The sequence below is a fragment of the Halorubrum halodurans genome (assembly GCF_002252985.1).
GTDB classification, from domain to species: Archaea; Halobacteriota; Halobacteria; order Halobacteriales; family Haloferacaceae; genus Halorubrum; species Halorubrum halodurans.
On record NZ_NHPJ01000097.1, the window covers coordinates 1 to 21,611 of the forward strand.

At 54.5% G+C, this 21,611-nt stretch carries 19 protein-coding genes and 3 pseudogenes; 10 read left to right on the forward strand and 12 right to left on the reverse strand.

What is annotated here, in order from left to right:
* Positions 1-156 precede the first annotated feature (156 nt).
* The 9 genes and pseudogenes from DJ70_RS10720 to DJ70_RS10760 all read right to left on the reverse strand — a co-directional run bounded on the left by DJ70_RS10720 (position 157) and on the right by DJ70_RS10760 (position 8,192).
* Entirely contained in the window at positions 157-1,272 is a 1,116-nt protein-coding gene (locus tag DJ70_RS10720; RefSeq protein WP_094532866.1) for a hypothetical protein, read from the reverse strand.
* A 3-nt stretch (positions 1,273-1,275) separates the two neighbouring features.
* Entirely contained in the window at positions 1,276-2,115 is an 840-nt protein-coding gene (locus DJ70_RS10725; RefSeq protein ID WP_094532868.1) for a hypothetical protein, read from the reverse strand.
* A gap of 3 nt (positions 2,116-2,118) precedes the next feature.
* On the reverse strand, positions 2,119-3,852 hold the full coding sequence (locus DJ70_RS10730) for a hypothetical protein (RefSeq protein WP_179234036.1): 1,734 nt from the start codon (positions 3,850-3,852) through the stop codon (positions 2,119-2,121).
* A 23-nt stretch (positions 3,853-3,875) separates the two neighbouring features.
* A complete protein-coding gene (locus tag DJ70_RS10735; protein ID WP_094532870.1) occupies positions 3,876-4,295 on the reverse strand; it encodes a hypothetical protein in 420 nt (139 codons plus the stop codon).
* 6 nt (positions 4,296-4,301) lie between these two features.
* Positions 4,302-4,580, reverse strand: coding sequence for a hypothetical protein (locus DJ70_RS10740; protein WP_094532872.1), 279 nt, complete (start codon positions 4,578-4,580; stop codon positions 4,302-4,304).
* A gap of 103 nt (positions 4,581-4,683) precedes the next feature.
* On the reverse strand, positions 4,684-4,929 hold the full coding sequence (locus DJ70_RS17430) for a glycosyltransferase (protein WP_094532874.1): 246 nt from the start codon (positions 4,927-4,929) through the stop codon (positions 4,684-4,686).
* A gap of 1,033 nt (positions 4,930-5,962) precedes the next feature.
* Positions 5,963-6,660: pseudogene (locus DJ70_RS10750) on the reverse strand (SIS domain-containing protein); the annotation flags it as partial.
* 50 nt (positions 6,661-6,710) lie between these two features.
* Positions 6,711-6,776, reverse strand: a pseudogene (locus tag DJ70_RS18050) (hypothetical protein); the annotation flags it as partial.
* 543 nt (positions 6,777-7,319) lie between these two features.
* Positions 7,320-8,192 carry an IS5 family transposase gene (locus DJ70_RS10760; RefSeq protein ID WP_094532876.1) on the reverse strand — a complete coding sequence of 291 codons (873 nt, stop codon included), beginning with the start codon at positions 8,190-8,192 and terminating at the stop codon, positions 7,320-7,322.
* A 223-nt stretch (positions 8,193-8,415) separates the two neighbouring features.
* On the opposite strand from DJ70_RS10760, the gene DJ70_RS10765 reads away from it, so the two are divergent.
* From DJ70_RS10765 to DJ70_RS10775, 3 genes are read left to right on the forward strand one after another with little or no spacing between them, the layout of a single operon-like run.
* Positions 8,416-9,243 (forward strand): polysaccharide deacetylase family protein, encoded by an 828-nt coding sequence (locus DJ70_RS10765; protein ID WP_094532878.1) that lies wholly within the window; start codon positions 8,416-8,418, stop codon positions 9,241-9,243.
* Position 9,244: 1 nt separating this feature from the next.
* A complete protein-coding gene (locus DJ70_RS10770; protein WP_094532880.1) occupies positions 9,245-10,393 on the forward strand; it encodes a GNAT family N-acetyltransferase in 1,149 nt (382 codons plus the stop codon).
* A 47-nt stretch (positions 10,394-10,440) separates the two neighbouring features.
* Positions 10,441-10,851, forward strand: a complete 411-nt coding sequence (locus tag DJ70_RS10775) for a holo-ACP synthase (RefSeq protein ID WP_094532882.1) — start codon at positions 10,441-10,443, stop codon at positions 10,849-10,851.
* A gap of 18 nt (positions 10,852-10,869) precedes the next feature.
* Here DJ70_RS10775 and DJ70_RS10780 read toward each other — a convergent pair whose 3' ends face one another.
* Genes DJ70_RS10780 through DJ70_RS10790 form a run of 3 tightly spaced genes read right to left on the reverse strand, consistent with a single transcriptional unit; the run spans position 10,870 to position 13,076 of the window.
* A complete protein-coding gene (locus tag DJ70_RS10780) occupies positions 10,870-11,595 on the reverse strand; it encodes an SDR family NAD(P)-dependent oxidoreductase (RefSeq protein ID WP_094532884.1) in 726 nt (241 codons plus the stop codon).
* Positions 11,596-12,831 (reverse strand): AMP-binding protein, encoded by a 1,236-nt coding sequence (locus DJ70_RS10785; RefSeq protein ID WP_094532886.1) that lies wholly within the window; start codon positions 12,829-12,831, stop codon positions 11,596-11,598.
* Positions 12,828-13,076: a phosphopantetheine-binding protein gene (locus tag DJ70_RS10790; RefSeq protein ID WP_094532888.1), complete on the reverse strand. Its 249-nt coding sequence runs from the start codon at positions 13,074-13,076 to the stop codon at positions 12,828-12,830. Before DJ70_RS10790 ends, DJ70_RS10785 begins: the two co-directional genes overlap by 4 nt.
* 118 nt (positions 13,077-13,194) lie before the next feature.
* Between DJ70_RS10790 and DJ70_RS10795 the strand changes: the two are divergent.
* The 7 genes and pseudogenes from DJ70_RS10795 (at position 13,195) to DJ70_RS10825 (ending at position 21,569) form a co-directional block, all read left to right on the forward strand.
* Positions 13,195-14,356: pseudogene (locus DJ70_RS10795) on the forward strand (ISH3 family transposase).
* Positions 14,357-14,901: 545 nt separating this feature from the next.
* A complete protein-coding gene (locus tag DJ70_RS10800; protein WP_094532890.1) occupies positions 14,902-15,867 on the forward strand; it encodes a glycosyltransferase family 2 protein in 966 nt (321 codons plus the stop codon).
* Between the two features lie 40 nt (positions 15,868-15,907).
* Positions 15,908-16,990, forward strand: a complete 1,083-nt coding sequence (gene wecB, locus DJ70_RS10805) for a non-hydrolyzing UDP-N-acetylglucosamine 2-epimerase (RefSeq protein WP_094532892.1) — start codon at positions 15,908-15,910, stop codon at positions 16,988-16,990.
* Positions 16,991-17,038: 48 nt separating this feature from the next.
* Complete coding sequence (locus DJ70_RS10810) at positions 17,039-17,956, forward strand: NAD-dependent epimerase/dehydratase family protein (protein WP_094532894.1); 918 nt, start codon at positions 17,039-17,041, stop codon at positions 17,954-17,956.
* Positions 17,949-19,199 (forward strand): nucleotide sugar dehydrogenase, encoded by a 1,251-nt coding sequence (locus DJ70_RS10815; protein WP_094532896.1) that lies wholly within the window; start codon positions 17,949-17,951, stop codon positions 19,197-19,199. The genes DJ70_RS10810 and DJ70_RS10815 overlap by 8 nt, the downstream gene beginning before the upstream one ends.
* Positions 19,192-20,397: a glycosyltransferase family 4 protein gene (locus DJ70_RS10820; RefSeq protein WP_094532898.1), complete on the forward strand. Its 1,206-nt coding sequence runs from the start codon at positions 19,192-19,194 to the stop codon at positions 20,395-20,397. Before DJ70_RS10815 ends, DJ70_RS10820 begins: the two co-directional genes overlap by 8 nt.
* Positions 20,394-21,569, forward strand: a complete 1,176-nt coding sequence (locus DJ70_RS10825) for a glycosyltransferase (RefSeq protein ID WP_094532900.1) — start codon at positions 20,394-20,396, stop codon at positions 21,567-21,569. The genes DJ70_RS10820 and DJ70_RS10825 overlap by 4 nt, the downstream gene beginning before the upstream one ends.
* Positions 21,570-21,611 lie beyond the last annotated feature (42 nt).

The following is a 21,611-nucleotide window of genomic DNA, read 5'->3' on the forward strand; positions in this document are numbered from 1 at the left end:
TTGGTGTGCTACTCGTTCTACGACACCCTCCAATAATGGGGAAGGCGATGAGCATGCCGACATCGCCTTCCTCGATGTTGAGGTAGGGGATGCGGCTCTCCTCGCCGAACTGATCCATGATGCGCCGTGCTGCTGCGTCTTGATCTGCTGACATTGTTAGTGAATACCTCGATCAAACTCCATTCCGCGTTCGTCACTCGCCGATTCCGCTGTCGCTCCACCTGGGTCATTCTCCGTTCGGCGGTACGATGGTGTACCGCCATCGCCCCCTCCATGCCCACCGCGGGCAGCCGCTTTTTGCGCGACTGCGTGGCCAGCGGCGGCTTTCGGCCCCCACCGAGCGGCGGTCGTCGCGACGCCGGAGCCAGCAAGGTACCCACCAGCGGCGACACCGCCAATGAGAGCTGCGCCTTTCGTCGCACCGCCAACGACTTTGGCCGTCAACGGCGTCGCGTATTTGAACGTCTTCCACGTGATGTAGAGTGCGACCAATGGAAGCGACGTAGCGACGAGATACTTGAGGAACGCTGTTCCTGGTGTGAGCGTCCCACCGCCGTAGATTAGATCATAGCCCTTGAAGACCATCGCCGCCGGCAATGGCAGGACAGCCAGGGGCACAAATCGCTTGGCAAAGCCTAATGCGATATCAGACACAACAGGAATATTCCCATATCCGAGAGCGATTGCGATTGGCATTCCGTAGAGATACACGTAGAGGAGAATCTCCCGGATGTAAAACAACGCCTGCAATGCCCACATCGAAATTCCTCCGAGCAGGGCGAATAGAAGAGACAATCCTGGATTCGTTAGAGACACGGTGAGGAAGCCCAACATAGCGTTCCGAAGCGAAGCCATACTCGGCATCAGTGCGATTGAAAACCCGTCCACGATATAGAGAGCGAGTACACCGATCCAATACCAGACGATAATCAGGAAGGCACCCACCCACGCCGTTTTCTTCGTCTTCCTCGCCTCATAGGCACTTCCAATGTTGAATATCCGGATTGTATGCCGGCCCTGGACGCTCATTACGAGCAGCAGTAATGCGATGAGCATGATTTCGCCGCCAACGAGGGAATCTTGAATTGTGGTCCAGGGTGCGTTCGATGGTTCGCCAAAAACGAATGCGCCATCTGTTTGAGGTGTAGGAGTTCCGAATAATTCCTCGGTGAGCGTATTATAACCGGTCGTCAGGCCATCCATGAAGAGACCAATAATCCAGTCAACAACGCCCTTGAACCCCTCTAAGACGACATCAATGAGATCAACCATACATCAAGCCTCGCTAATTGTGACCTCGCAATTCTGCATCTCGTCAGAGCCAGTGTACTCCACGTCGTAGGATTTCGTGACTTGTTGTCCTGTAGTTCGAGTCTCCAGTACGACAGTAAACTGCCCGCTATTTCCATCAGTTGAACAACCCATACCGTCCTCCCCGATTTCTGAGCCAAACGGGAACGAGTCGCTGAAGATATCTACTGTCTCGCCTGCACCGACTACGACACGTTCTTTTTCGTATATCCCACTTCCACGGGGATCATCGACAGGATTGGGAACATCCCCGGTAAATCGGAGTTCAACTACTGCTCCCGGACCACTCCCGGTATTCTCCACGGTGACGAATGCTTCCCCATTCTTTTTCGAATCTGTTTGGCTTTCGCCATAGACTTCGTCCCATGGTTTATCCGGGTTATTCCGATAGAGCCCAACATCTCGTATCACCAATTCCGGCTGGATAGCGAGCGAGGTTTCTGCGACAGTCTCCTCGCCCTTCAGTGCGAGTACGCGATACTCACCGGGCGCATACGCGGTGCCGATCTCGAATGAGACCCGCTGAGCACCCGCGGCTACGTCGCGCTCCCCGAATAACTCGCCGTTCGGTTGGATGAGGTTGACTTGGTCGACGTCGGCTTCTTCGGAGAGTTCGACGACGAGTGTTGTCCCCTCGACAGCGACACGCGTGAGTGGGCCGTTGCCATCTGGAGAGGTCGTTCCGTCACCAGGCGTCCCAGAACCGCTATTGTCGTTCAGACAGCCAGCGACACTTACGAGGGCAGCACCTGCGACCGTTCGGAGGGCGGTTCGCCGACTGATCTGTGGGTGGTTTCTAATCATGGACTATGGGTTCCGTTGGAAGATGTCTTCTGGACCGAGCATTCGGAGGAGCCGCTTGCCAGCGTAGAACATCACGAAGAACGGGAGGAGCTGCCAGCCGACCTCGAACACCAGCGCAAACCAGCCGTCAATCGTCCCGAGTGGATGCCAGCGGGCCGTCGCGGTATCGCTCACGTACGCCGGGGCGTGACCGAGCCACGAGCCAGGGTGGTACCGCGCCGTGTAGATGTCCGGTTCGTCGATGGTCACGATCGCCACCCCGGAGGCGTTGGTCTCAATGCGCTGATCCGCGACCGTGATGTACCCGCTCCGGGTGGTGCCGCCGATTGGATACTGACGGCTATCGTCAAGCGCAATCGGCGCCCCAGTTTGATTGTCCCGGAGTTCGACCCTGAGCGTCGCTTGCGACTGGTTCTGCTGGATGACCTGGACAGTGAGATTGCTGCGGCGGAGCTGCCGCTCGGAGCCGGCGTCCGGCTCGGCGATTGACGCATTCACGCCCCGGACGATGCCCGCAACATGGAGCGCCTCTCGATCGACGTTCTCGGCTCGAACGGCGACGCCGTACGTCGTCGTGTACGACTGGTTGACGATGTCGATATTGATGTCCTCACCGATGGTGCCGACCGGTGACGGGCGGTCAGTCCCCCAGGTCTCGATGAGTTCTGGTCCGTCTCGAACCGGCTCTGTACGCGGGCCGATCCGCGAGGGATAGGCGTGGACGTACACCGGAATCGCGTCTGACTGAACAGTCGCACTAGCAGTCCGATTCGACCGGACGAGCGTGTCCCAGTTCGTGTTCCGAGCGGTGTAGAACCGCCAGATCCCACGGACCCGTGCCTCACCGTTCTCCGTGAGCGTGTACCCCTGCCACGGCCGCGACTGGAAGATGGCCACACCGGCGTCGCCGTTCGGATACTCGGCGTAGTAGGGGTATGCCGAGAGGTCGTAGATCTCGACGTCGATCGAATCGGAGACGTTCCGTGTTTCCGTCCGATAGGTGACGTCGACGTCCGTCTGGTCACCCAGGTCGGTCCTGACGGTCTTCTTCAGCCGGACGCTAATCTCCGCTTCCAGCGTGAGATTCGCACTCCAGTCGCCCTCGATCTGGTAGTCGAGGGCAGGCGTATGGTCCCCGTCACGCTCGGCGATGGTCTCGCCGTCCTTCTTCACCCGGACTTCTTCGATCTCGTGCTCCGTGAGCGACCACGAGATAGTTGTGTTGCCGGAAGAGCTCCCGCTGGGGACGCGAACGCGGTAATCAACGAACCCGCACAGCGTCCCATTCGGCGCGGTGTAGAGTGGGGTCTCACTAGACCCGAGATGTCCACGAGTAGAGGGCTGGACCGCGAAGATCGTTGCGTGAGCATCGTCGATGAAGACGCCGTCCTCGAGGTCCGCGTGCGGTGGATGTACGGACGTATCTGGGCCGCCGGCGTCGAGGTCCTCAAAGTCGTTCCGCGTCCACGTCGCCGCGGTCGCGGGCGGCCGTTTGAACGTGACGTCCGTCCCGTTGGCGACCTGATGGACGGCGGAGCGGTTCTCGCCGTAGCGCTGCCGGTACTCCTCCTGGCTGATGTAGTTGTCCGCATCACGTGACCACAGCGTTGCCGACTCGTTTTCCGTGAGCCCGTTCTCCTCCGTACCTGGTCGCGGCGGGTCAGCGGCGACGATACCTGTGATTAGGCTCGTCGCGAGCAAGCCGGCCATGAGCATGGAGAGCTGTCGGTGGGTCATCGGGCTCGCGTCGGGATTGCGGCTCACCACGGTGTGAGATCGACGCACTGCGCTAGTGGGAGGCCCATCATCGACCCGGCGACTGTGTACAACGGGCCGAGGACGACGAGGACGACCGCGGACTTCATCGCCGAGCGCTTGTGGCGCTTGAGCCCCTTCTTTTGTTCTGGACCGATTGTGAACATCTCGATGAGGGAATCGGCCTGCCAGACGACGGCGAGACCGACGATCCCCAGCGCAGTAGTCAGCTGGAAGAATCCCTCAATCATGCTTGGGAGGTTGTCCGCGCTACAGACCGCGTTGTCCTGGGCGGCTACTGGCTCCACAGCGACGAGGCTCAGGAGGATGACGGTGAGCGCTGCCTGTCGAGGGATTGTGCCCGTTAGTATCGATTCGCGGTCGGTGCCACGTTCGGAGTCGGAGGGTGTCTGGTCCTGTGACATTGCGGGTTAATCATCTGCGGTATCTCCAGCTGGTGGTTGGTCCTGTTCGTCGTCCACGAGTGACCGGAGATCTGCAAAGCAGTTGGTGTTCTCAGCAATCTCGTCACGTGTGTAGCCCTGCTCGCGAGCCTGCTTGAGGAAGTCACGGAGCTCGTCGGGATCGACATCGCGAACGTCCATCTCCTCGCGGAGGGCACGACGATAGAGGGCAGAGGCGTTGATGTGGTCGTTCCACGTCAAGTACAAGTCGTGAATCGCCTCGATTGTTACTGATCTCGTAATCATATGTGTATGGGCTTGAGTACGTGTATTGGCGCACATCGGGGATATCCTGGGGGAATAAAATATGAATCGGTAGTTAACTGGATTTAACTCGGATCAATCGCGATTAAATCTTCACAAATCCCAGAATAACGATCTGGGTGACAGACTTCCAGCTAAGTGTCTCCGTGAGTGCGTCGAGCGTGGGCTCGATGAGGAAGTCGGCGTTGACGATTACCTCGGCGGCGGCCGACTCCAGATAGTCTCTCGCGATGACTATGCAGTCCGCGGCCATCGCCTCGAAGAACCCGATCCCGAATCCCTCATAGTGATTACTGCGAGTCTTTACCGCTGTGACGATCCGTATCGGCACTGAGGGCGGCTGAACCAGCGTCTCTCAACGCCGCCTCTGAAACTATTCGCAGTAATCACTATCAAAGGTGCTCGGCAACATGAAGACGTTAGCGCCCGTATGTGGCAGGCCACGTTCTCGTAGTCGTTGAGGCAGCCGTACTACTCCCACGAGTGGCGTAAGTGCGTTTGCTTGGGCTTGTAGCGCGTCGTCCTCGGGATTGTTGCTACTGATCTCGAGGGTGAGGCCGGTGTTAGTGGCCACCCGATTAACCGCCTCCAAACAGCAGAACAACCGTTTTATCGGACATTTCAGGAACCGTCCATCAGATACGGAAAAGTGAATCGACGACGGACCGGCGTACTCGCATAAGCACCCACAGCGAAACAATCAGATTCAGTACCACGAGTCCGATCGTTCCAAGCAGGAGTTCTTGTGTTGTGGGGTCAACGAAAACCCACAGCGCCGAGAGAGCGAGAATATCCACGAGTAAGAGCGTCGAAACGGTCAAGAAGCCGGTCCGAAATATCCGCCACTGATCGTCGAAATCAACATCACCGATCAGCTGGTCCGTTTCCGACGGGCTTTGTGAGTCCGGTTCTCTGGGTCGTCTCGGGAGCAACCGGAATCGGATAAGTGTACGATGGAGCCACAATCCTAGTCTTTTTGTAAGCGATTTCGATCCCTTATCATCGGCCATGATTCAACTTTACCATCCGTATTTATATAATCTGCCTACAAACTCGCTAGGTTGAATCCAACGACTATACTCGTTGGTCACTGATTCAAAAGTCGATCGCGGGTACCATCCCGTTGGGGATGTTGTTCTGTCAGTCCCGGTCTGAATTCCGGCATTCAGCGACGTGGTAATCCCAGTTTTCGCGCCATCGTCGGGGATCACCCTAAGGCTCCGACGACCAGCGTCGACGCCCTCACCGTTCTCAGCCATCTGCGTTATTGTGTCGACGGGTACAGCGGTCGTCTTGGTGCCGACGTTCACGTGTTCGCCTCTCAGTCGTGCCTCGAGTCGCCATCGTTGGAGCGACACCGCGGTTTACTCCACGGTAACGCTCTTCACGAGATTGCGAGGCTTATCGATCGGCCGGTCTTTCTCGTCCGCGACGTAGTACGCGAACAGCTGGAGGGCGACGTTCGCGATGACCGGTTCGAGCGGCCCGCAGTCCGGAATATCGAACGTCTGATCGACGGTGCTCGTGTGAGCCGGATCGCTCGTCACGCCGATGACAGGCGCCCCACGCGCTTTGACCTCCTTGACGTTATTGAGCGTCTTCTCGGCCGGCTCTCCGCCGTGAGGACCGCGATCACCGGTGTCTCCGGCGTCACTAACGCGAGCGGGCCGTGTTTCAGTTCGCCCGCAGCGAACCCCTCCGCGTGGTCGTAGGAGATCTCCTTGAGCTTGAGCGCGCTCTCGAGTGCGACGGGGTAGCCGGCCTCCCGACCGATGTAGAAGAACGCCTCGCTGTCGGCGTGCGTCTGTGCTGCCTGTTTGATCGCCGGTTCCTGGTCGAGGACCTGCTGGACCGCCCCCGGGAGCTCCTGGACGCCGGCCAGCAGGTCACGGGTCGCCTGCGTCGAGAGCGCGTTTCGAGCCGCTCCGAGATGGGCCGCCAGCAGCGTCACCGTCGCCACCTGCGAGACGAACGTCTTGGTGGCGGCGACGCCGATCTCGGGACCGGCGCGGATGAACACCGTCTCGTCGGCCTCCCGGGTGACGGTGCTTCCGAGCGTGTGTAGGTCTGGACGCGTTCGCGGTTCGAGCCGACGACGAGTACCACCTCAGTCACGGGAGTCGCTTCGAGTTCCGTCACGATGTGATCGAGAATCGGCCGATTCCCCACGGAGAGCATCGGTTTGGTTCGGTTCTCCGTCAGCGGCCACAGGCGACCCCTTCCCGGCAGCGAGGATGACGGCCTTCATGACTCGGATGTATATGGAGGCGGCCGTAGCAGTTTGGTGGGTGAGGAACCTCGTGAGAAGGTGGTGATACTGCGTCTTGTGCTTTGTTGAATCCGATGACAGCACGGGGATCACGATCTCTGAAGAGGCGATTTTCTCACGCTTCGTCGTCGAGGAGTTGGATCGACCCACCCAGTGACCTTGGTCCTCACTCTCTCTGTCAAGATTCCGTCTCTGAATTCACTCGACAGCGCTCTAGAACCGAGTACAGAGTGACCCGATCCCAACGCCTTCTGCGGATTCAACAGAGCAGCGTCTTGTATTTATTGAGATATGAACTGTGAATTCGGCAGTACCGCATTGCTTCGGGTGTGGTGCCAACCTTCCCGAAGCTGTAGTATCCAATGGCCTTCCGGTGATATTATTAAAGCGCATCAAATTACTAGATTCGATATTTTCCTCCGAGAGTATATTATACACGCCTTTGAGAGGTACTATATGAGCGGCTGTGTTGAATCGCTGTAAGGCGGAGAGATCCACTGTGTGACGAAGCGTTTGATGTTATAGACGACACACATCAGCGCGATTTTGCGGAACTCACGAAACCACGACCGAGCTCGCACGGCGAAGCCGAGCGAGCGCTTGACAGCCGAGTTCACGGTTTCAGTCATTGAGCGCTGATTGTAGCGGGTATCGTCGATCCTGGCGTTGTGCGCGTGGTCGTACGGTGCGAAGATGCGGTGCTTGATCAGCGGTCTGATCCCAAGCTCACGCAGACCTTCGCGGAGCGATTGCTTATCGTAGCCCTTATCGGCCGCAAGAGACCGCAGATCGCCCGCCGGAACGCGGGCGATCTGCTCAGCGAGGTCTGCGTCGCTTCCGTCCCGATTCGTTGAGCAGTGGACGTCAAGGACAGCTTGAGACGCTGTATCGACGATTTTCGTGACTTTGAGCTTCTGAACGCGGTAGCTGATTCGCTGGCAGTAGTGGCGGCTTGCTGGTGAGCGGTCGTAGAACGTGGCGTCGATCGCGGCGTGTTCTGAGAGATCGTGCAGCTGCGCCGACTGGCGCAGCAGCACTCGACAGACGCTCATGCTGATCCGGTCGAACGCCTTACACAACGTGGATGGCGCGGGGAGATCGGCCGCGCTGAGGCCGATCTCCCCAGTTATTTGTGGCATCTCTTCGAGTAAGTCGATCGTCATTCGGTAGGATGTATCGAGGTAAATCCGGAGACAATGGAGGGAAACGAGTGCGTAGTCGGCGAATCCGCCGCCACCGTCCGGGGCGGCGGATTCGCCTCCATCGCCAGTAACTCTTTGAGCAACCGGCACAACCTCCCCGATGAAGCGGGAGATTTGTGTCATAGGCAACCGAATCTTCCCGCTTCAACTCCTTTGATTTAGTGGCCTACCTCGCTGCAGTATGGCGATTCAACACAGCCGATTCTACCCAACCAATTCTCGGCGGTGACTATCGCCTTCTTACGGGATTCCATCTCTGTTCTCTCGTATGTTCCGGGAGCTCTGATCCACACTGGCACTAAAGACGGATGATAAGAATTATATTTTGACATCTGAGAATTCCTGTATGAAAATTATACAAATTGATGTTGAGCCGTGGTATTGTGATCTGGATATCTCTAGATGGAGTGATCACGACGAGAATGTTGCTCAGTATACGAGGGAAATCATGTCCATGCTCGAAGAAACGGGTAACAAAGCTACATTCTTTGTGCTATCTGAGGTGGCTCAAAAGTATCCTGGTTTGGTACAGGAAATACAGGCACGGGGGCACGAAGTCGGAAGCCATGGTACACATCACGTTCACCTCAGCGAGCTAGACAGGGAATCTTTGGCTGATGGTTTGGATACTTCAATTAAAGCACTTAAGGCCGCTGGCGTAGATGAAGTCGCTGGATTTCGAGCTCCTCAATTTAGTCTCTCGTCCGATTCGAAGTTTCTTATTTCGGAGCTCATCCAGCGAGATTTCCTCTATGACTCAAGTGTCTTTCCAGTGTGGACACCACTCTATGGTATCCCAGACGCACCACGAACACCATATCGAATCAGTGAATCTACGCTGTATCGTGACCCAGAAAGCCAACTTTGGGAGTTCCCGCTGAGTACATATCAAGTGCCACTATTAAAACAAAATATACCCATCGCCGGAGGGTTTTATTTACGTGCCATGCCATATCGAATGTTGCGATATCTTCTCAAATCCTCATCGATCTCCCCTAACGTTTGTTATTTACACCCTTGGGAACTGAACGCAGAACCGCAACGAGTCGAAGAATACCCTTGGTTCCAGTACCATGGTCGGAACACTACCCGGAGGAAACTCGAATCTCTATTGAACGATTTCTCATTCACCACCACGAAAGACTACTTGGAGAACCACTTAGATAGTGAATAGTATGTCGAATACTCAAATACGTCCGATTGAGGACGAAGATATCCCGGAATTTCTCGACCTCGTCGACAACTATTTATCAGAAATATCGAATGAGTTGTGGGACACAGATTGGTTCAGATGGAAGTATGATCAAAATCCTTGGACCCCTGAGATTGCTGCAACCGTTGCGGTTGAGGATGGGGAGATAATCGGGGGCGTCGGCTTTGTGCCCGTTCCGATGGAATTTGAGGGGTCGGAGTTCCTAGGAATTTCGCCGACCGATCTCGTCATCCATCCCGACCATCGGGGGGGAATGACGTTTTCAGAATTGGTCGAGAGAGGAATGGAGGAGTTCGCAGACCATAATACTTGGCTGACTTACGGTCAACCACGTGAGGACACCGTTGATGTCTGGACCCGACTTCGGGGATGGAGTGAGGTCGAAACCGTTCCACGGAGTTGGCGAATTAATCGGATTCAGACGTTCGTTGGGGACCTAACTGAGAACAAGCTTCTTTCGACTCTCTCTATGGCTGGCCAACCGATTTTCCTATCTGCCAACCTGATTGATCGTGCGACCCGAAAGAGCACAGATCCCAGCGTAACCGTATCAGCGTATGAATCTGTGCCATCGGAGCTACTACAAGATTTGTATGAGACTATTTCGCCAAGCGGGCTCCAAATCAATCGAAACAAGCAGTTCTACGAGTGGCGGCTATCGAAGGCCTCCCACGCGGACTACCGCACGTTCGTAGCTCGTAAGGATGGAGATGTTGTGGGAGCACTGACAACGTCACAATGGCGGACTCAAGATGTGGTGAAGATTGTAGACCTTCTGCCAATTAACTGCGACTCGCCGACAGACAAAGCAATCGTTCGAAGCTTAGTTGTTGTAGCGCTTAAGGCTCACCGAAAGAATGGGGCGATTCGTGCATCTCTCTCCCTCCCAGAGGAGATTCTGGCTGAGTTCGGATTTGTCCGCACTCGGCAGATGAAGCAACTCATGGAGTGGGGACCGTTGGCAGAGTTAGCTGGAGAGGCTGTTCCGTCATGGGACCTTCATTTTGCTGGGAAGGTCCTTGAACAAGCAGACCTCACTTCGGAAGAGGCGGAGCGAATGCTCGATTGGCGGCAGTGGAACTTCACGGGGATTGAAATCGATACTGCCTGAGCGGATGTAGAATCGTTCGCAGAAGATGATCAGGAGAAAAGAATCCAATGGCTCCCGTACCCAACTGTGGAATCGATATCGTAGCTATCAGCCGGATTGAACGCTTACTCAAAGAGTTCCCTGAGCAATTCCAGGCCTATGCCTTCACAGAGGGAGAACGTTCCTACTGTGATGAACAGCCGTATCCTGAACAACACTACGCTGCTCGTTGGGCTGTCAAGGAGGCGTATCTCAAGGCCTCGCCTAGTTCAGAGATAAATCGTGATTTGTCGAAGGTCGAAATTATTAGAGAAGAGAGACCATATTTGCGAATTAAGGACACCGCTTACTCGGAAGGCCTATACAGGGATCCTGATTCAGAGTACAGTACTGTCCCAGCGGCTATCTCCATGGCACACGAGCGCCAACTTGATCTCGCCATCGGTCTAGTATGTCTCCCAGCCAGTACCCACGATTAACGAGAAGAAGGGAGCGACCTAGAGCGTGCCCGAATCCACGCGGATAGTTTCGCCTGTAATTGAACTCGCACCTCCGGAGAGTAGGAACACAATTGTTTCCGCAACACTCGCTTGTTGAGTGGGCTCCCCTAGCCCAGTTCGATTGTATATCCGGTCTTTCACGTCTTCGTCGAGACTGTCTGTCATTGAAGTATTCATGAAGCCGGGCACAACACAGTTCGACCGAATCCCACGCCCTCCCCACTCACGAGCAGTATTCAGCGAGAACGCTTCTAGTGCGCCCTTGGTCGCGGCATACATACTTAGCCCCTTGTAGCCGGTTGCTGTCGAGACCGATGAAACGTGTACTAACGCACCTTCGGTCCGATTGAGCATCATGTCCCGAAGCGAGAACTTCGAGAGGAATATTGAGGAGAGTACGTTAATCCGGAACATTTGTTCCAGCGGCGAGACCGATGCATTCGTTACAAGATCGTCATACGCCATTGCGGCGTTGTTTACCAACCCGTATATCGGTCCACGAGGCTTGAGCTCTTCTTGATAGAGGTCGCTAATCTTCTCCGGATTCGAGAGGTCAAAGTTGATGTGGCAGTATCGGTCAGGATACTCTTCCTCGAATTCTTCTGTATTTTCGCTTTCGCTCCGGCTAATCCCGATGATTTGATACTCTGTCTCAGCCAGAAGTGCCTGTACAGTCGCTGTCCCGAGTCCCCGTGAGTCGCCAGTTACGATTACTGATTGCATTTATCTAACCCGTTTGCCGCTTCGCGTTTTCTCTATTTCGTCTACTATGTCGATAATTCGTGGTTGCTTCCATCGCTCCAAATCCCCTATCTGTTCTTCGACGGCTGTTTCGACGACTTCGCCGTCCGCATCAGGAACAGGTTGCACTTCCGCAGTGAGGATATGCCCAGTTACGCTGGATTCGCGCGCTCGAACGATAGCTGCCTGTACACCGTCGATACTACTGATACGCCGTTCAACGTCGTGGGGATTCACGCGGTACCCACCGACATTGATAAAATCGGACTGACGGCCGGCGAATCTGAATTCATCACCCTCTACAAACTCAACTTCGTCACCCGTGTGGTACCATTCCCCGTCGAACTCTTCAGCGGCGCTTTCTGCAAGCAAGGATTCATAGACTGCCAACTCGTTATCTTCGGTGATTTTGAACTGGTCTTCCTTCTCGTCGGGTATCTCAAACAGTTCGCCATTAGATTCGAGCAAACTGCCGGCCTCAGTCAGGGCGTAGACGTTCCGGAACTTCGCATTCGGAAACCGCTCTTTCAACGATTCTTTTAGTTGGGGTTCAAACATCTCTCCCCCAGAAGTTAGCCGTTTGACTGACGGGTATGTACCTCCTAACCGCTGAAGTCGCAACCGGTAAAAGGTAGGTGTTGCTGAGATGTGCGTCACTTCATATTCGCTAATTACTTCCTCAATCTGATCAACGCTATGCTCGAAGATATAGATCATCGGATTCAGGTTGCTAACGGCTTGGAAGAACACCTGAAGACCAGCAATATGGGTCGGATTGTACGCGAATGCCCAAACGTTGTCATCAAACCGTTCGTCAGTTCGGACTGACTGGGTCAGCGTACCTAAGGTCTGTTCAACGCGAGTGGGAGTCCCGGTTGTGCCAGACGTGTAAATTCCGAGTGTCCACTCATCATCCGCAGTCCTGATCTTTTTGGGTAGGTCACTCGGGTCTTCAATTTCAATCTTTGGGACTGGTTCAGTTTGCTCCAGATCTCTGGCATCAAACCCGAGTTCCGATAGTGTCTCAGAGGAGAATTCAGAATCCAAAAGCGTGAATTCTGATTCGGTCAGGAGAGCGATTAATATCTCAGTAAAGAGCTCGTCGGGTTCAGAAGTCTGTAGTACTGAATGCCGCTTCTCTCGGTTTGAAATTCTCTGTACGAGCTCCCCGTACGAGACTTCGATTTCTCGCTCAATATCCCACCAGAAGAGACTCATGAATTGATTTTACTCAAGACCTCACCGACCTCGTCGACCACTTCGTCCTCGAAAACATCGACTCTGTACTCATCTTCGATACGGACGGTCATTTCAGCCAGATCGAGGGAATCGAGACCCAAGTCATCCGTGAGCGACATGTCGTCGTTGATGGCACTCACTGTACTCGCATCGTCTTTCGATTCGAGAATCTCGTTCAGAATATTCCGAAGCGTCTCCCGTTCTGCTACTGCCTCATTTGACATTGTAGTAATATCGCATTCATGGTTAATCACACTTACGCACTTTTGCCTCCGTCAGTGGGATAGTTCAACATCAGTACATCACAAAGCCGGTTAGTTGAGACGTCTGCTTGCTTGAGGTGTGTCTAAAACCCAGCAAGCAGACGGTGAAATCCATGAGGACCAACTCCTTAACTTCCTCGTCAACTCCCTTGACGAGGAAGTCGCCCTCAAACTCGCTGAAAACGCTGAACTGGATGCTGTAGACATCTACGAGGTCCTCGTCGGCGTACGCGCCGACGAGGACCTCAGTCTCAACGCTCTGTGAGAGGAGTGAAGATGCACCCCACGAAAACTCGGTTCTCTACCACCTCCGCACCAAGTTCGACCTTGAGACGCTCGAACAAGTCGGTAACGCGCTCCTTCAGAAGGACGTTCTTGACGCCCTTCCCCAGCAGGTGGAGGTCGTTTCAGACCTCCACCTGCGGCCCTACTACGGCGACGAAGCCGGTACAGACGGCCTGTATCACTCACAAGCGAAGCGTGGAACAACTGCGTTCCATGCCTACGCGACACTCTACGCGCGTGTGAAGAACAAACGCTACACGCTGGCGGTGTCGCCGTCTTCGAGACGGCGCACCACCAGCAGTGTCCTCGCAGAGTTTCTCGGTATCCTCGACGGCCTTGACCTCGAGGTTAAGGCTGTCTTTCTTGACCGTGAATTCTACCACAGCAAGTGTTTGACGCTGCTTCAGGCACACAACCACCCCTACGTCATGCCGATCGTCCGCTGGGGACAGACGATCAAGCAAGAACTCTCGGAAGGCTGGAGTCGCGTGATTCAACACAACATGACGGCGAAACTCGACGGTCACAGCTGGACCGTCGAGTTTCCGGTCTACATCGACTGTACGTACCAAAACGGACGGTACGACGAACATGGGGTGGCGCGTCACGGCTACGCCGCTGACGCGCCGTTCATCGACTCACCACGAGACACTCGATACCACTACGCGAAACGCTTCGGTATCGAGGCCAGCTACCGACTCTCCGAGCAAAGTATTGCGACGACATCGACACAAAATCCGGTCGTACGGCTGCTGTACGTCGTGGTGAGCTTGTTGTTACAGAACGTGTATTTACACTGGGAGTACGTGGCGACGCCCCGTCGTGGGGAGCGTCGCCTCTGGAAGTGGTCGTTCAAGGAGTTCATCAACATGATTCAACGGGCAGCGTGGACGGCCCTCGCAACACGTCAGGCCGTCCCCGCAAACCGACCACCAGACGACCGGTTTACCCGCTAATCTCCGACCGGGCTAGCCTTCGCCAAGAGTGGCGACGCTGTCGCTGTCGGCGGCAGCAGCCGCCGACAGCGACAGTTCTCCGCCGGCTCGTCGATGATCTTCTCGTCAAGGCCACCAGCACAACCGCTCCGCCGTGGAACTCAGGCTTCAGAAACAGCTAGCCGAGGATGCTTTGTGAGGTACTGATCCTGTATTTCAGTGCGAACGTCGAACAGTAGTGACCCCGCAGTATTCACTACCGCAAACAGATCAGAAACCACTCCATCCCGGTCACGGTCCCGGCCCGATTAGGTGACGGTTAGGCCGGTACCCAAGCGGGTAGCGAACCGTTGCTGTTGACGGCACGTTACTCATCGCACGAGACCGCGTAATTTCGGTATTGGAGGCGCTGTCTCGCGGATTATGAAATAATTTCTTCTCAGATCGGACTGGTAGGAACAGCGTAACACTTATTCAAACATAGATTTATTTTTCTTCAAATACCTCATGTCACAGAAGAGAACGGCGAGACGGGCATTCAATGTACTCCGTACGAGGAGCGAATAATGGCGACCCACGCACCACCGGGTGTGGATGACGAGGGACAGGTCGCGCCTGAACAAGAACGCATTGATGCTGTGTCCGACACCGTAGTCGCCGGGATTCCGACGTACAACGAGGAGATCGCGATCGGCAGTGTCGTTTCGAGGGCACAGCAGTACGCAGACGAGGTCATCGTCGTCGACGACGGGAGCACCGACAACACGGTCCAGATCGCGCGATCCGTCGGAGCGACCGTGATCGAACACGAGGAAAACAAAGGGAAAGGCGGTGCCATCCGGACGCTGTTACAGTATACCACCAACACCGATGAGATTGACAGCCTCGTCGTCCTCGACGGTGACGGCCAGCACCTCCCTGAGGATATTCCGGACGTCGTAGAACCCGTCCTCGAAGGAGACTGTGACATTTCGATCGGCAGCCGGTACGTTGATCAGGAAGAGACTGAGACGCCGCTTCATCGACGGGTTGGGCAGCACGTGCTCGATTACCTGACGTTGGGATCGTCCGGGGAGAACCTGAGCGACACGCAGAGCGGATTCCGGGCGTTCTCACCGGAGGCGGCTTCGCGGTTAACCCTCCAGACGGACGGCATGGGTGTCGAAAGCGAAATGATCAGCGAGGCGGCAAACCGGGAGCTCGATATCGAGGAGGTACCGATCGACGTCCGGTACGAGGGCGTCGACGGTCAGACGCACAACCCGTTCAAGCACGGGCTGGGTGTGGCCGTGTTCGTGACGAAACTGATCCGGGATCGGCACCCGTTGTTGTTCTTCGGGGTGCCGGCGGTGGTTCTTCTCGGGTTCGGAGGGGGACTGTTACTCCACACGGCGTACCTCTACCAAACGACGACGGCGTTCCACCAGTGGCGTGCGCTGATTAGTGGCTTTTCGGTGTTGACGGGCGTTCTCTGTATGTTTAGTGGGCTCGTATTAAGTCAGGTGAGAAATATGGTCACTCGTATAGAATGATGTTAAATCATATTTCGAATACTCTCACACAGCTTCACGAATGACAGATATAATAATCGTACTCGGTACTCGTCCAGAAATAATCAAGCTCTCGCCCGTTATCCGGGAGTGTGAACGACGTGACGTTGATTACACGCTTCTTCATACGGGGCAGCATTATTCGGATAGCCTTGATACGGTGTTTTTCGAACAACTGGAGTTGCCAGTTCCAGACTACAACTTGGAGGTCGGTTCGAACTCCCAAGGTAAGCAGACGGGTGAGATGATATCGGGAATTGAAGAAAAACTCCTTGTAGAAAAACCGAATGTACTCGTCGTACAAGGAGATACGAACTCCGTACTTGCAGGTGCAATTGCGGCCTCGAAATTGGACACGGAGGTCGCACATGTTGAAGCTGGTCTTCGGAGCTTTGACAGGGAAATGCCTGAGGAGACCAACCGAGTTCTAACAGATCATGTTGGAGATTATCTGTTTGCTCCTACCGAACAATCGGCGGATCACCTGCTCAGTGAAGGAATCCCTGAAGACAGAGTCTATGTTGTCGGGAACACGGTCGTTGATGCGGTACAGCAAAACTCCAATTTAGCAAGGCAGAAGTCCGACATACTCGATAAAGTCGATCTTAAGCCAGGGGAGTATTTCCTTCTCACTGCACACCGCGCGAGTAATGTCGATAATACCTCCCGGTTCAGTAGTCTACTCTCTGGGGTGAGTGAGGCTGCTGAGTTGTTTGAACAACAAGTAATTTATCCGATTCACCCCCGAGCTCGGAACACGCTGGAAGAAGCCGGAATTGAACTTCCTGAAAACGTCCGAATAATCGAACCACAGGATTATTTGGACTTTCTCACACTTCAATCAGAAACAGAATTAATTTTCACGGATTCAGGTGGGGTTCAGGAGGAGGCGTGTATTCTTGGAATACCATGCGTGACACTTCGTGATTCTACTGAACGTCCGGAAACCGTTGAGGTAGGAGGAAACGTGCTTTCTGACATTAATTCTGAGTCAATCACTGAGAAGGCAGATAAAATGTATGGTAAAAAAGGTGATTGGGAGAATCCATTTGGGAACGGGAAAGCATCAATAAAGATCATTGAGAATATTTCCTCTGAATTATAGCCGGATTGAGTAACAAATGATAAGTAATCAAACTCTCTGAATATCAGTATGGCAAAAATTCTAATCACTGGTGGACTTGGTGCAGTAGGAGCCCCCCTTACAGAAGAACTTGAGTCTAGAGGACATGATGTCTGGGTTGGGGATCTTCCATGGAGTGAACGAGAGAAGTACTTCAAATGCGACGTAAGTCAGTATAGACAACTGGAGAAAATTTTTGAGGAACATAATTTCGAGTACGTGTACCATCTTGCAGCGGAGTTTGGGCGTAAGAATGGTGAAGATTTCTACGAAACGATGTGGGAGTCAAACGCCATTGGGACGAAGAACATGCTCCGTCTCCAGAACGAGTATGGGTTCCGGATGATCTTCTCATCATCAAGTGAAGTATATGGAGATTATGACGACCTGATGAAGGAATCTGTACCGCTTGAAGAGGGACCTCGACAACTCAACGACTACGCCATCTCGAAGTGGGTCAACGAACAGCAAATCCTCAATGCTGCTGACCGCCATGGAAACGAAACCGTTCGTGTCCGATTTTTCAATACGTATGGTCCTGGTGAGAAGTTCAGTGAGTATCGGAGTGTCGTGTGTAAGTTCTGTTATCATGCCCTCCACGATAACCCATATCATGTCTACGAAAACCACCATCGTTCGTTCACCTACATAGGGGATACAGTTCGGACGCTTGCGAATATTGTTGACTCATTCAAGCCTGGAGAAGTCTACAATATTGCCGGTGAGGAGTACTACGACATCAAGGAACTCTCTGATATGATTCTCGACATCCTCGACAAAGACGATGACAAGGTGGAGTACCGCGGACGCGAGGAATATAACACCCTAAACAAGAGAGCTAGTGTTGAGAAGGCGAAGCGTGACCTTGACCACGAGGCACGTGTGTCACTTGAGGAAGGCCTCTCGAAAACAATCGAATGGATGCGGGACTACTACGACCTTGACTGAGAGTACACCCAACATCGAGAAAGTCGTCATTATTGGGACCGGCTTCATCGGCCTACCCCTCGCACTCCGACTGGCCAAATCTGGGAAGAGAGTCGTCGGCGTCGACATCGACGAGAACCTGGTTGCGGCTATTAACGACCAATCGCTCAACCTTGACGAGGCCGAACTCCAGGCCATGCTCGAAAGCAACGAGGTCGACGAGAACCTTGTCGGTCGAACGTCGCCAGAGAGCGGCGATGCGTTCGTCATCTCGGTCCCGACGCCCATGAGTGAGCCGCAGAAGAGTCCAGACCTAAGTGCGGTTGAGGCAGCAGTCGAATCTATCCTTCCACACCTGAGCCAAGACAACATTGTCAACGTCGAGTCGACAATCCCGCCGCTGACGTGTAAGGAGGTGATTGCCCCGAAGCTGACCAACGCCGGCTTCGAACCGGGTACCGACGTCCATCTTGCCCACTCGCCGGAGCGGATCCTTCCAGGGAACGTCTTCGAGGAACTCGTACAGAACGACAGAGTGATTGGTGGGTACACCGATGGGTGTGCGGATGCCGCTGCCCAGATCTACGAGCCGTTTCTTGAGGGTGACGTCTATAGGACAGACCTGATATCGGCCGAGCTCTGTAAGCTGATGGAAAACACCTATCGCGACGTCAACATCGCCCTGTCGAACGAGTTCGCCCTTATCGGCGACGCCCTCGACTTGGACATGACTGATGTCATCGACCTCGCGAACAACCACCCTCGCGTCGACATACTAAAGCCAGGCATCGGTGTGGGTGGCCATTGCCTCCCGATCGACCCATGGTTCCTCAACGAGGTCGATCCAGAACATACGAACCTCATCACGACGGCGCGACGCATCAACGACATGATGCCAGACGCGACGGCGCGACGCATTCGGCATGCCCTTAGTGGACTAGATTCGCCACGTATCCTCGTCCTCGGTGCTGCGTACAAGCCGAACACGCGAGATCCGCGAGAGAGTCCAGCCCAGGACATAGTCGAGGAGTTGCGCTTGGACGGTTTCGACATTGTCCACCGTGATCGCCTCGTCGAGGACATGACCTACGATGATCTCAAGCCCCTCGTCGACGAAACGAATCCGGATGCGGTCGTCCAGTTGGTCGCCCACGACAAAACGAATGAAGAGTTGGCATCTCTCGCCGGAGAGCTCTCGGAAGGCGGCGTGAGCGTACTGCGCCCCGGGATTGGAAACCCGCTACAGCCACGTACTAATGAGTGAAGCGAATCCGACGGAGGTCCTGATTATCTCGCAGTTCTATCCGCCGGAATCAATGGGCGGTGCCCATCGCTGGGAGAAAATACCCCAGCATCTTGATGACTCCGTCAATCCTCACGTCTTGACTACGTATCCGACGTTTCCCTTTGGGGAGTTCGATCGACGCTGGCGGCCGATCGAACGGGACACGGTAGATGGCGTCCCTGTCACCCGATTGTTCACGTATCAACCGATAGACGATACCACCCTTGGCCGGATCCTCAATTACGGGATATTTTCGGTGTTGAGCACGCTCTATGTAATCTGTACCTTCTGGCGATACGACTGTATTGTCACAATGTCCGCGCCTCACACGACGTTTTTCCCCGGGGTGATCGGAAAGCTAACGGGGTGTGGCTGGGTCCTCGACATTTTCGACCTCTGGGTCGACAACGCACCAAAAGCCGGATACGTCGACGAGGACTCACTCCTCTATCGGGCCATGAGTTGGCTCGAGCGTGTCTCGTTTACTCTAGCGGACGCTGTGATCGTCATCACTGATACAATGGGCGAGTACTACGAGGAGAAGTATCCTAATCTCTCGTTCGATATGCACGTCATCCCCTTCGGTGTCGACACGGAACTGTTCACTCCCGACGTGCAGCCTACTGAATCGACCGATGTCATCTATACTGGAAACCTAGGTACTGGACAAGCCTTCGGCCCATTTCTCCGCGGGTTCGCCGCGTTGGATGGAGAACCCGACCTAATGCTGGTCGGTGGAGGCGCACGCCGCACAGAACTTGAGGAGGTAGTTGTTGAACTCGGGATCGAAGACCGTGTGACCTTCGCGGGACATGTTGACCGTGAGGAGATCCCTGCTCTTCTCGTTGGTGCAGACGTGAGTTTCGTCCCGCTGAAGACGGAGCACCAGCTTGACTACGCCCGCCCGACGAAGCTTTTGGAGACAATGGCTGTCGGAACGCCGTACGTGGCCAGCGCGGTGGCAGAAATAGAGGCCCTAAGTGACCGGTGGGGCGCCGGCTTCGCCGTCGAGAACGATCCGGAGGAAGTTGAGGCGGCTCTTCAGAACATCCTCTCCGACAGTACTCGCCGAGAAGAGATGGGAGAGCAGGGTATCGACCTCATCGAGAAAGAATACCGCTGGGAAGCTGTCGGAGCAGCCGCTTCGCAAGCAATTCAAGGGGTGAATAAGAGATGAAGATTCTACACGTCTGCGGAACATTCCCACCGGCATACGCATACGGTGGTCCCCCCCGGTCAGTGGAGAATCTCACCAGCGCGCTCGCTGACGCGGGACACGATGTCACGGTGTACACGACAGATGCGATGAACGCTCAGGACCGAGCCCAGGATTACAATAATCCTGAACTTTTGAACGGAGTCAAAGTGTTCCGATTCCGCAATGTGAGCAACTCGCTTGCATGGAAGAACATCCAGATTCCGCCACGAATGCTATTCTCACTTTTTACTAACACCGGAAAGTTCGACGTGGTACACACTCATGAGTTCCGTTCGCCGCCGACCGTATTTTCACATCTAGCCGCGGAGTTCAGAGACGTTCCACACGTTCACCAACCCCGAGGATCAGTTCCTCGGTTTGGGCTGTCTGGACTCAAAAAGATGTTTGACTCGATTATCGGCAAGCGAATGCTTTCCAGTGTCGACCGAATTATCGCGTCGTCAAATACCGAATCCTCAAATTTCTCAGATGTGCTTCCGAGCGTTGATTTCAAAAAGGTCAGACATATCCCCAATGGTATTTCGGTAGAGAAATTCCGAGAACGACCGGAATGCGGCGCATTCCGGGAGAAATACGAGATAAACGAGAATGAACGCCTCGTCTTATTCCTAAGCCGGCTCCATCCTCGTAAGGGCGGTGACATGTTAATCAACGCTGTCAGCGAACTTTCTGACGAATCTATACGCCTCGTCTTCGTAGGGCCTAACGAGGGGGCTCAGGGCCAGTGGAAAGCCATTGCTGGGGATAGAGGAATAGCCGAACGAACACTGTTCACAGGCCCGCTATACGGATCAGATAAACTGTCGGCCTACGCTGACGCCGACGTCTTCGTCCTCCCCTCGAAAAACGAGTACGAATCATTCGGTAACGTTGTTCTCGAAGCATTAGCCTGTGGGACCCCCGCGATCTGTACGAATGTCTGTGGGGTGGCGGAGTGGATTGACCACGATGGCTGCTCGGTAGTACTCCCGGAACCGAGTTCCCTCTCAAAGGAATTACGGTGTGTCTTTTCTTCAACCTCGAACCCCTCTTCCCTCCGAAAGTACATTGGAGACGAGTTCAGTTGGCGTTCAGTTGCATCAATGACCGAAAGAGTCTACCGTGAGATTGCTACCACCAGAAGGTGGTAATATAAACCGATATCTTTATGATCAATGGTGATACATTAGCCA

Bases quoted from the DNA above. Each gene is read 5' to 3' on its own strand.
- DJ70_RS10720 (WP_094532866.1), bottom strand. From the start codon at position 1,272: ATGGTTGATCTCATTGATGTCGTCTTAGAGGGGTTCAAGGGCGTTGTT.
- DJ70_RS10725 (WP_094532868.1), bottom strand. From the start codon at position 2,115: ATGATTAGAAACCACCCACAGATCAGTCGGCGAACCGCCCTCCGAACG.
- DJ70_RS10730 (WP_179234036.1), bottom strand. From the start codon at position 3,852: ATGACCCACCGACAGCTCTCCATGCTCATGGCCGGCTTGCTCGCGACG.
- DJ70_RS10735 (WP_094532870.1), bottom strand. From the start codon at position 4,295: ATGTCACAGGACCAGACACCCTCCGACTCCGAACGTGGCACCGACCGC.
- DJ70_RS10740 (WP_094532872.1), bottom strand. From the start codon at position 4,580: ATGATTACGAGATCAGTAACAATCGAGGCGATTCACGACTTGTACTTG.
- DJ70_RS10760 (WP_094532876.1), bottom strand. From the start codon at position 8,192: ATGACACAAATCTCCCGCTTCATCGGGGAGGTTGTGCCGGTTGCTCAA.
- DJ70_RS10765 (WP_094532878.1), top strand. From the start codon at position 8,416: ATGAAAATTATACAAATTGATGTTGAGCCGTGGTATTGTGATCTGGAT.
- DJ70_RS10770 (WP_094532880.1), top strand. From the start codon at position 9,245: ATGTCGAATACTCAAATACGTCCGATTGAGGACGAAGATATCCCGGAA.
- DJ70_RS10775 (WP_094532882.1), top strand. From the start codon at position 10,441: ATGGCTCCCGTACCCAACTGTGGAATCGATATCGTAGCTATCAGCCGG.
- DJ70_RS10780 (WP_094532884.1), bottom strand. From the start codon at position 11,595: ATGCAATCAGTAATCGTAACTGGCGACTCACGGGGACTCGGGACAGCG.
- DJ70_RS10785 (WP_094532886.1), bottom strand. From the start codon at position 12,831: ATGAGTCTCTTCTGGTGGGATATTGAGCGAGAAATCGAAGTCTCGTAC.
- DJ70_RS10790 (WP_094532888.1), bottom strand. From the start codon at position 13,076: ATGTCAAATGAGGCAGTAGCAGAACGGGAGACGCTTCGGAATATTCTG.
- DJ70_RS10800 (WP_094532890.1), top strand. From the start codon at position 14,902: ATGGCGACCCACGCACCACCGGGTGTGGATGACGAGGGACAGGTCGCG.
- wecB (WP_094532892.1), top strand. From the start codon at position 15,908: ATGACAGATATAATAATCGTACTCGGTACTCGTCCAGAAATAATCAAG.
- DJ70_RS10810 (WP_094532894.1), top strand. From the start codon at position 17,039: ATGGCAAAAATTCTAATCACTGGTGGACTTGGTGCAGTAGGAGCCCCC.
- DJ70_RS10820 (WP_094532898.1), top strand. From the start codon at position 19,192: ATGAGTGAAGCGAATCCGACGGAGGTCCTGATTATCTCGCAGTTCTAT.
- DJ70_RS10825 (WP_094532900.1), top strand. From the start codon at position 20,394: ATGAAGATTCTACACGTCTGCGGAACATTCCCACCGGCATACGCATAC.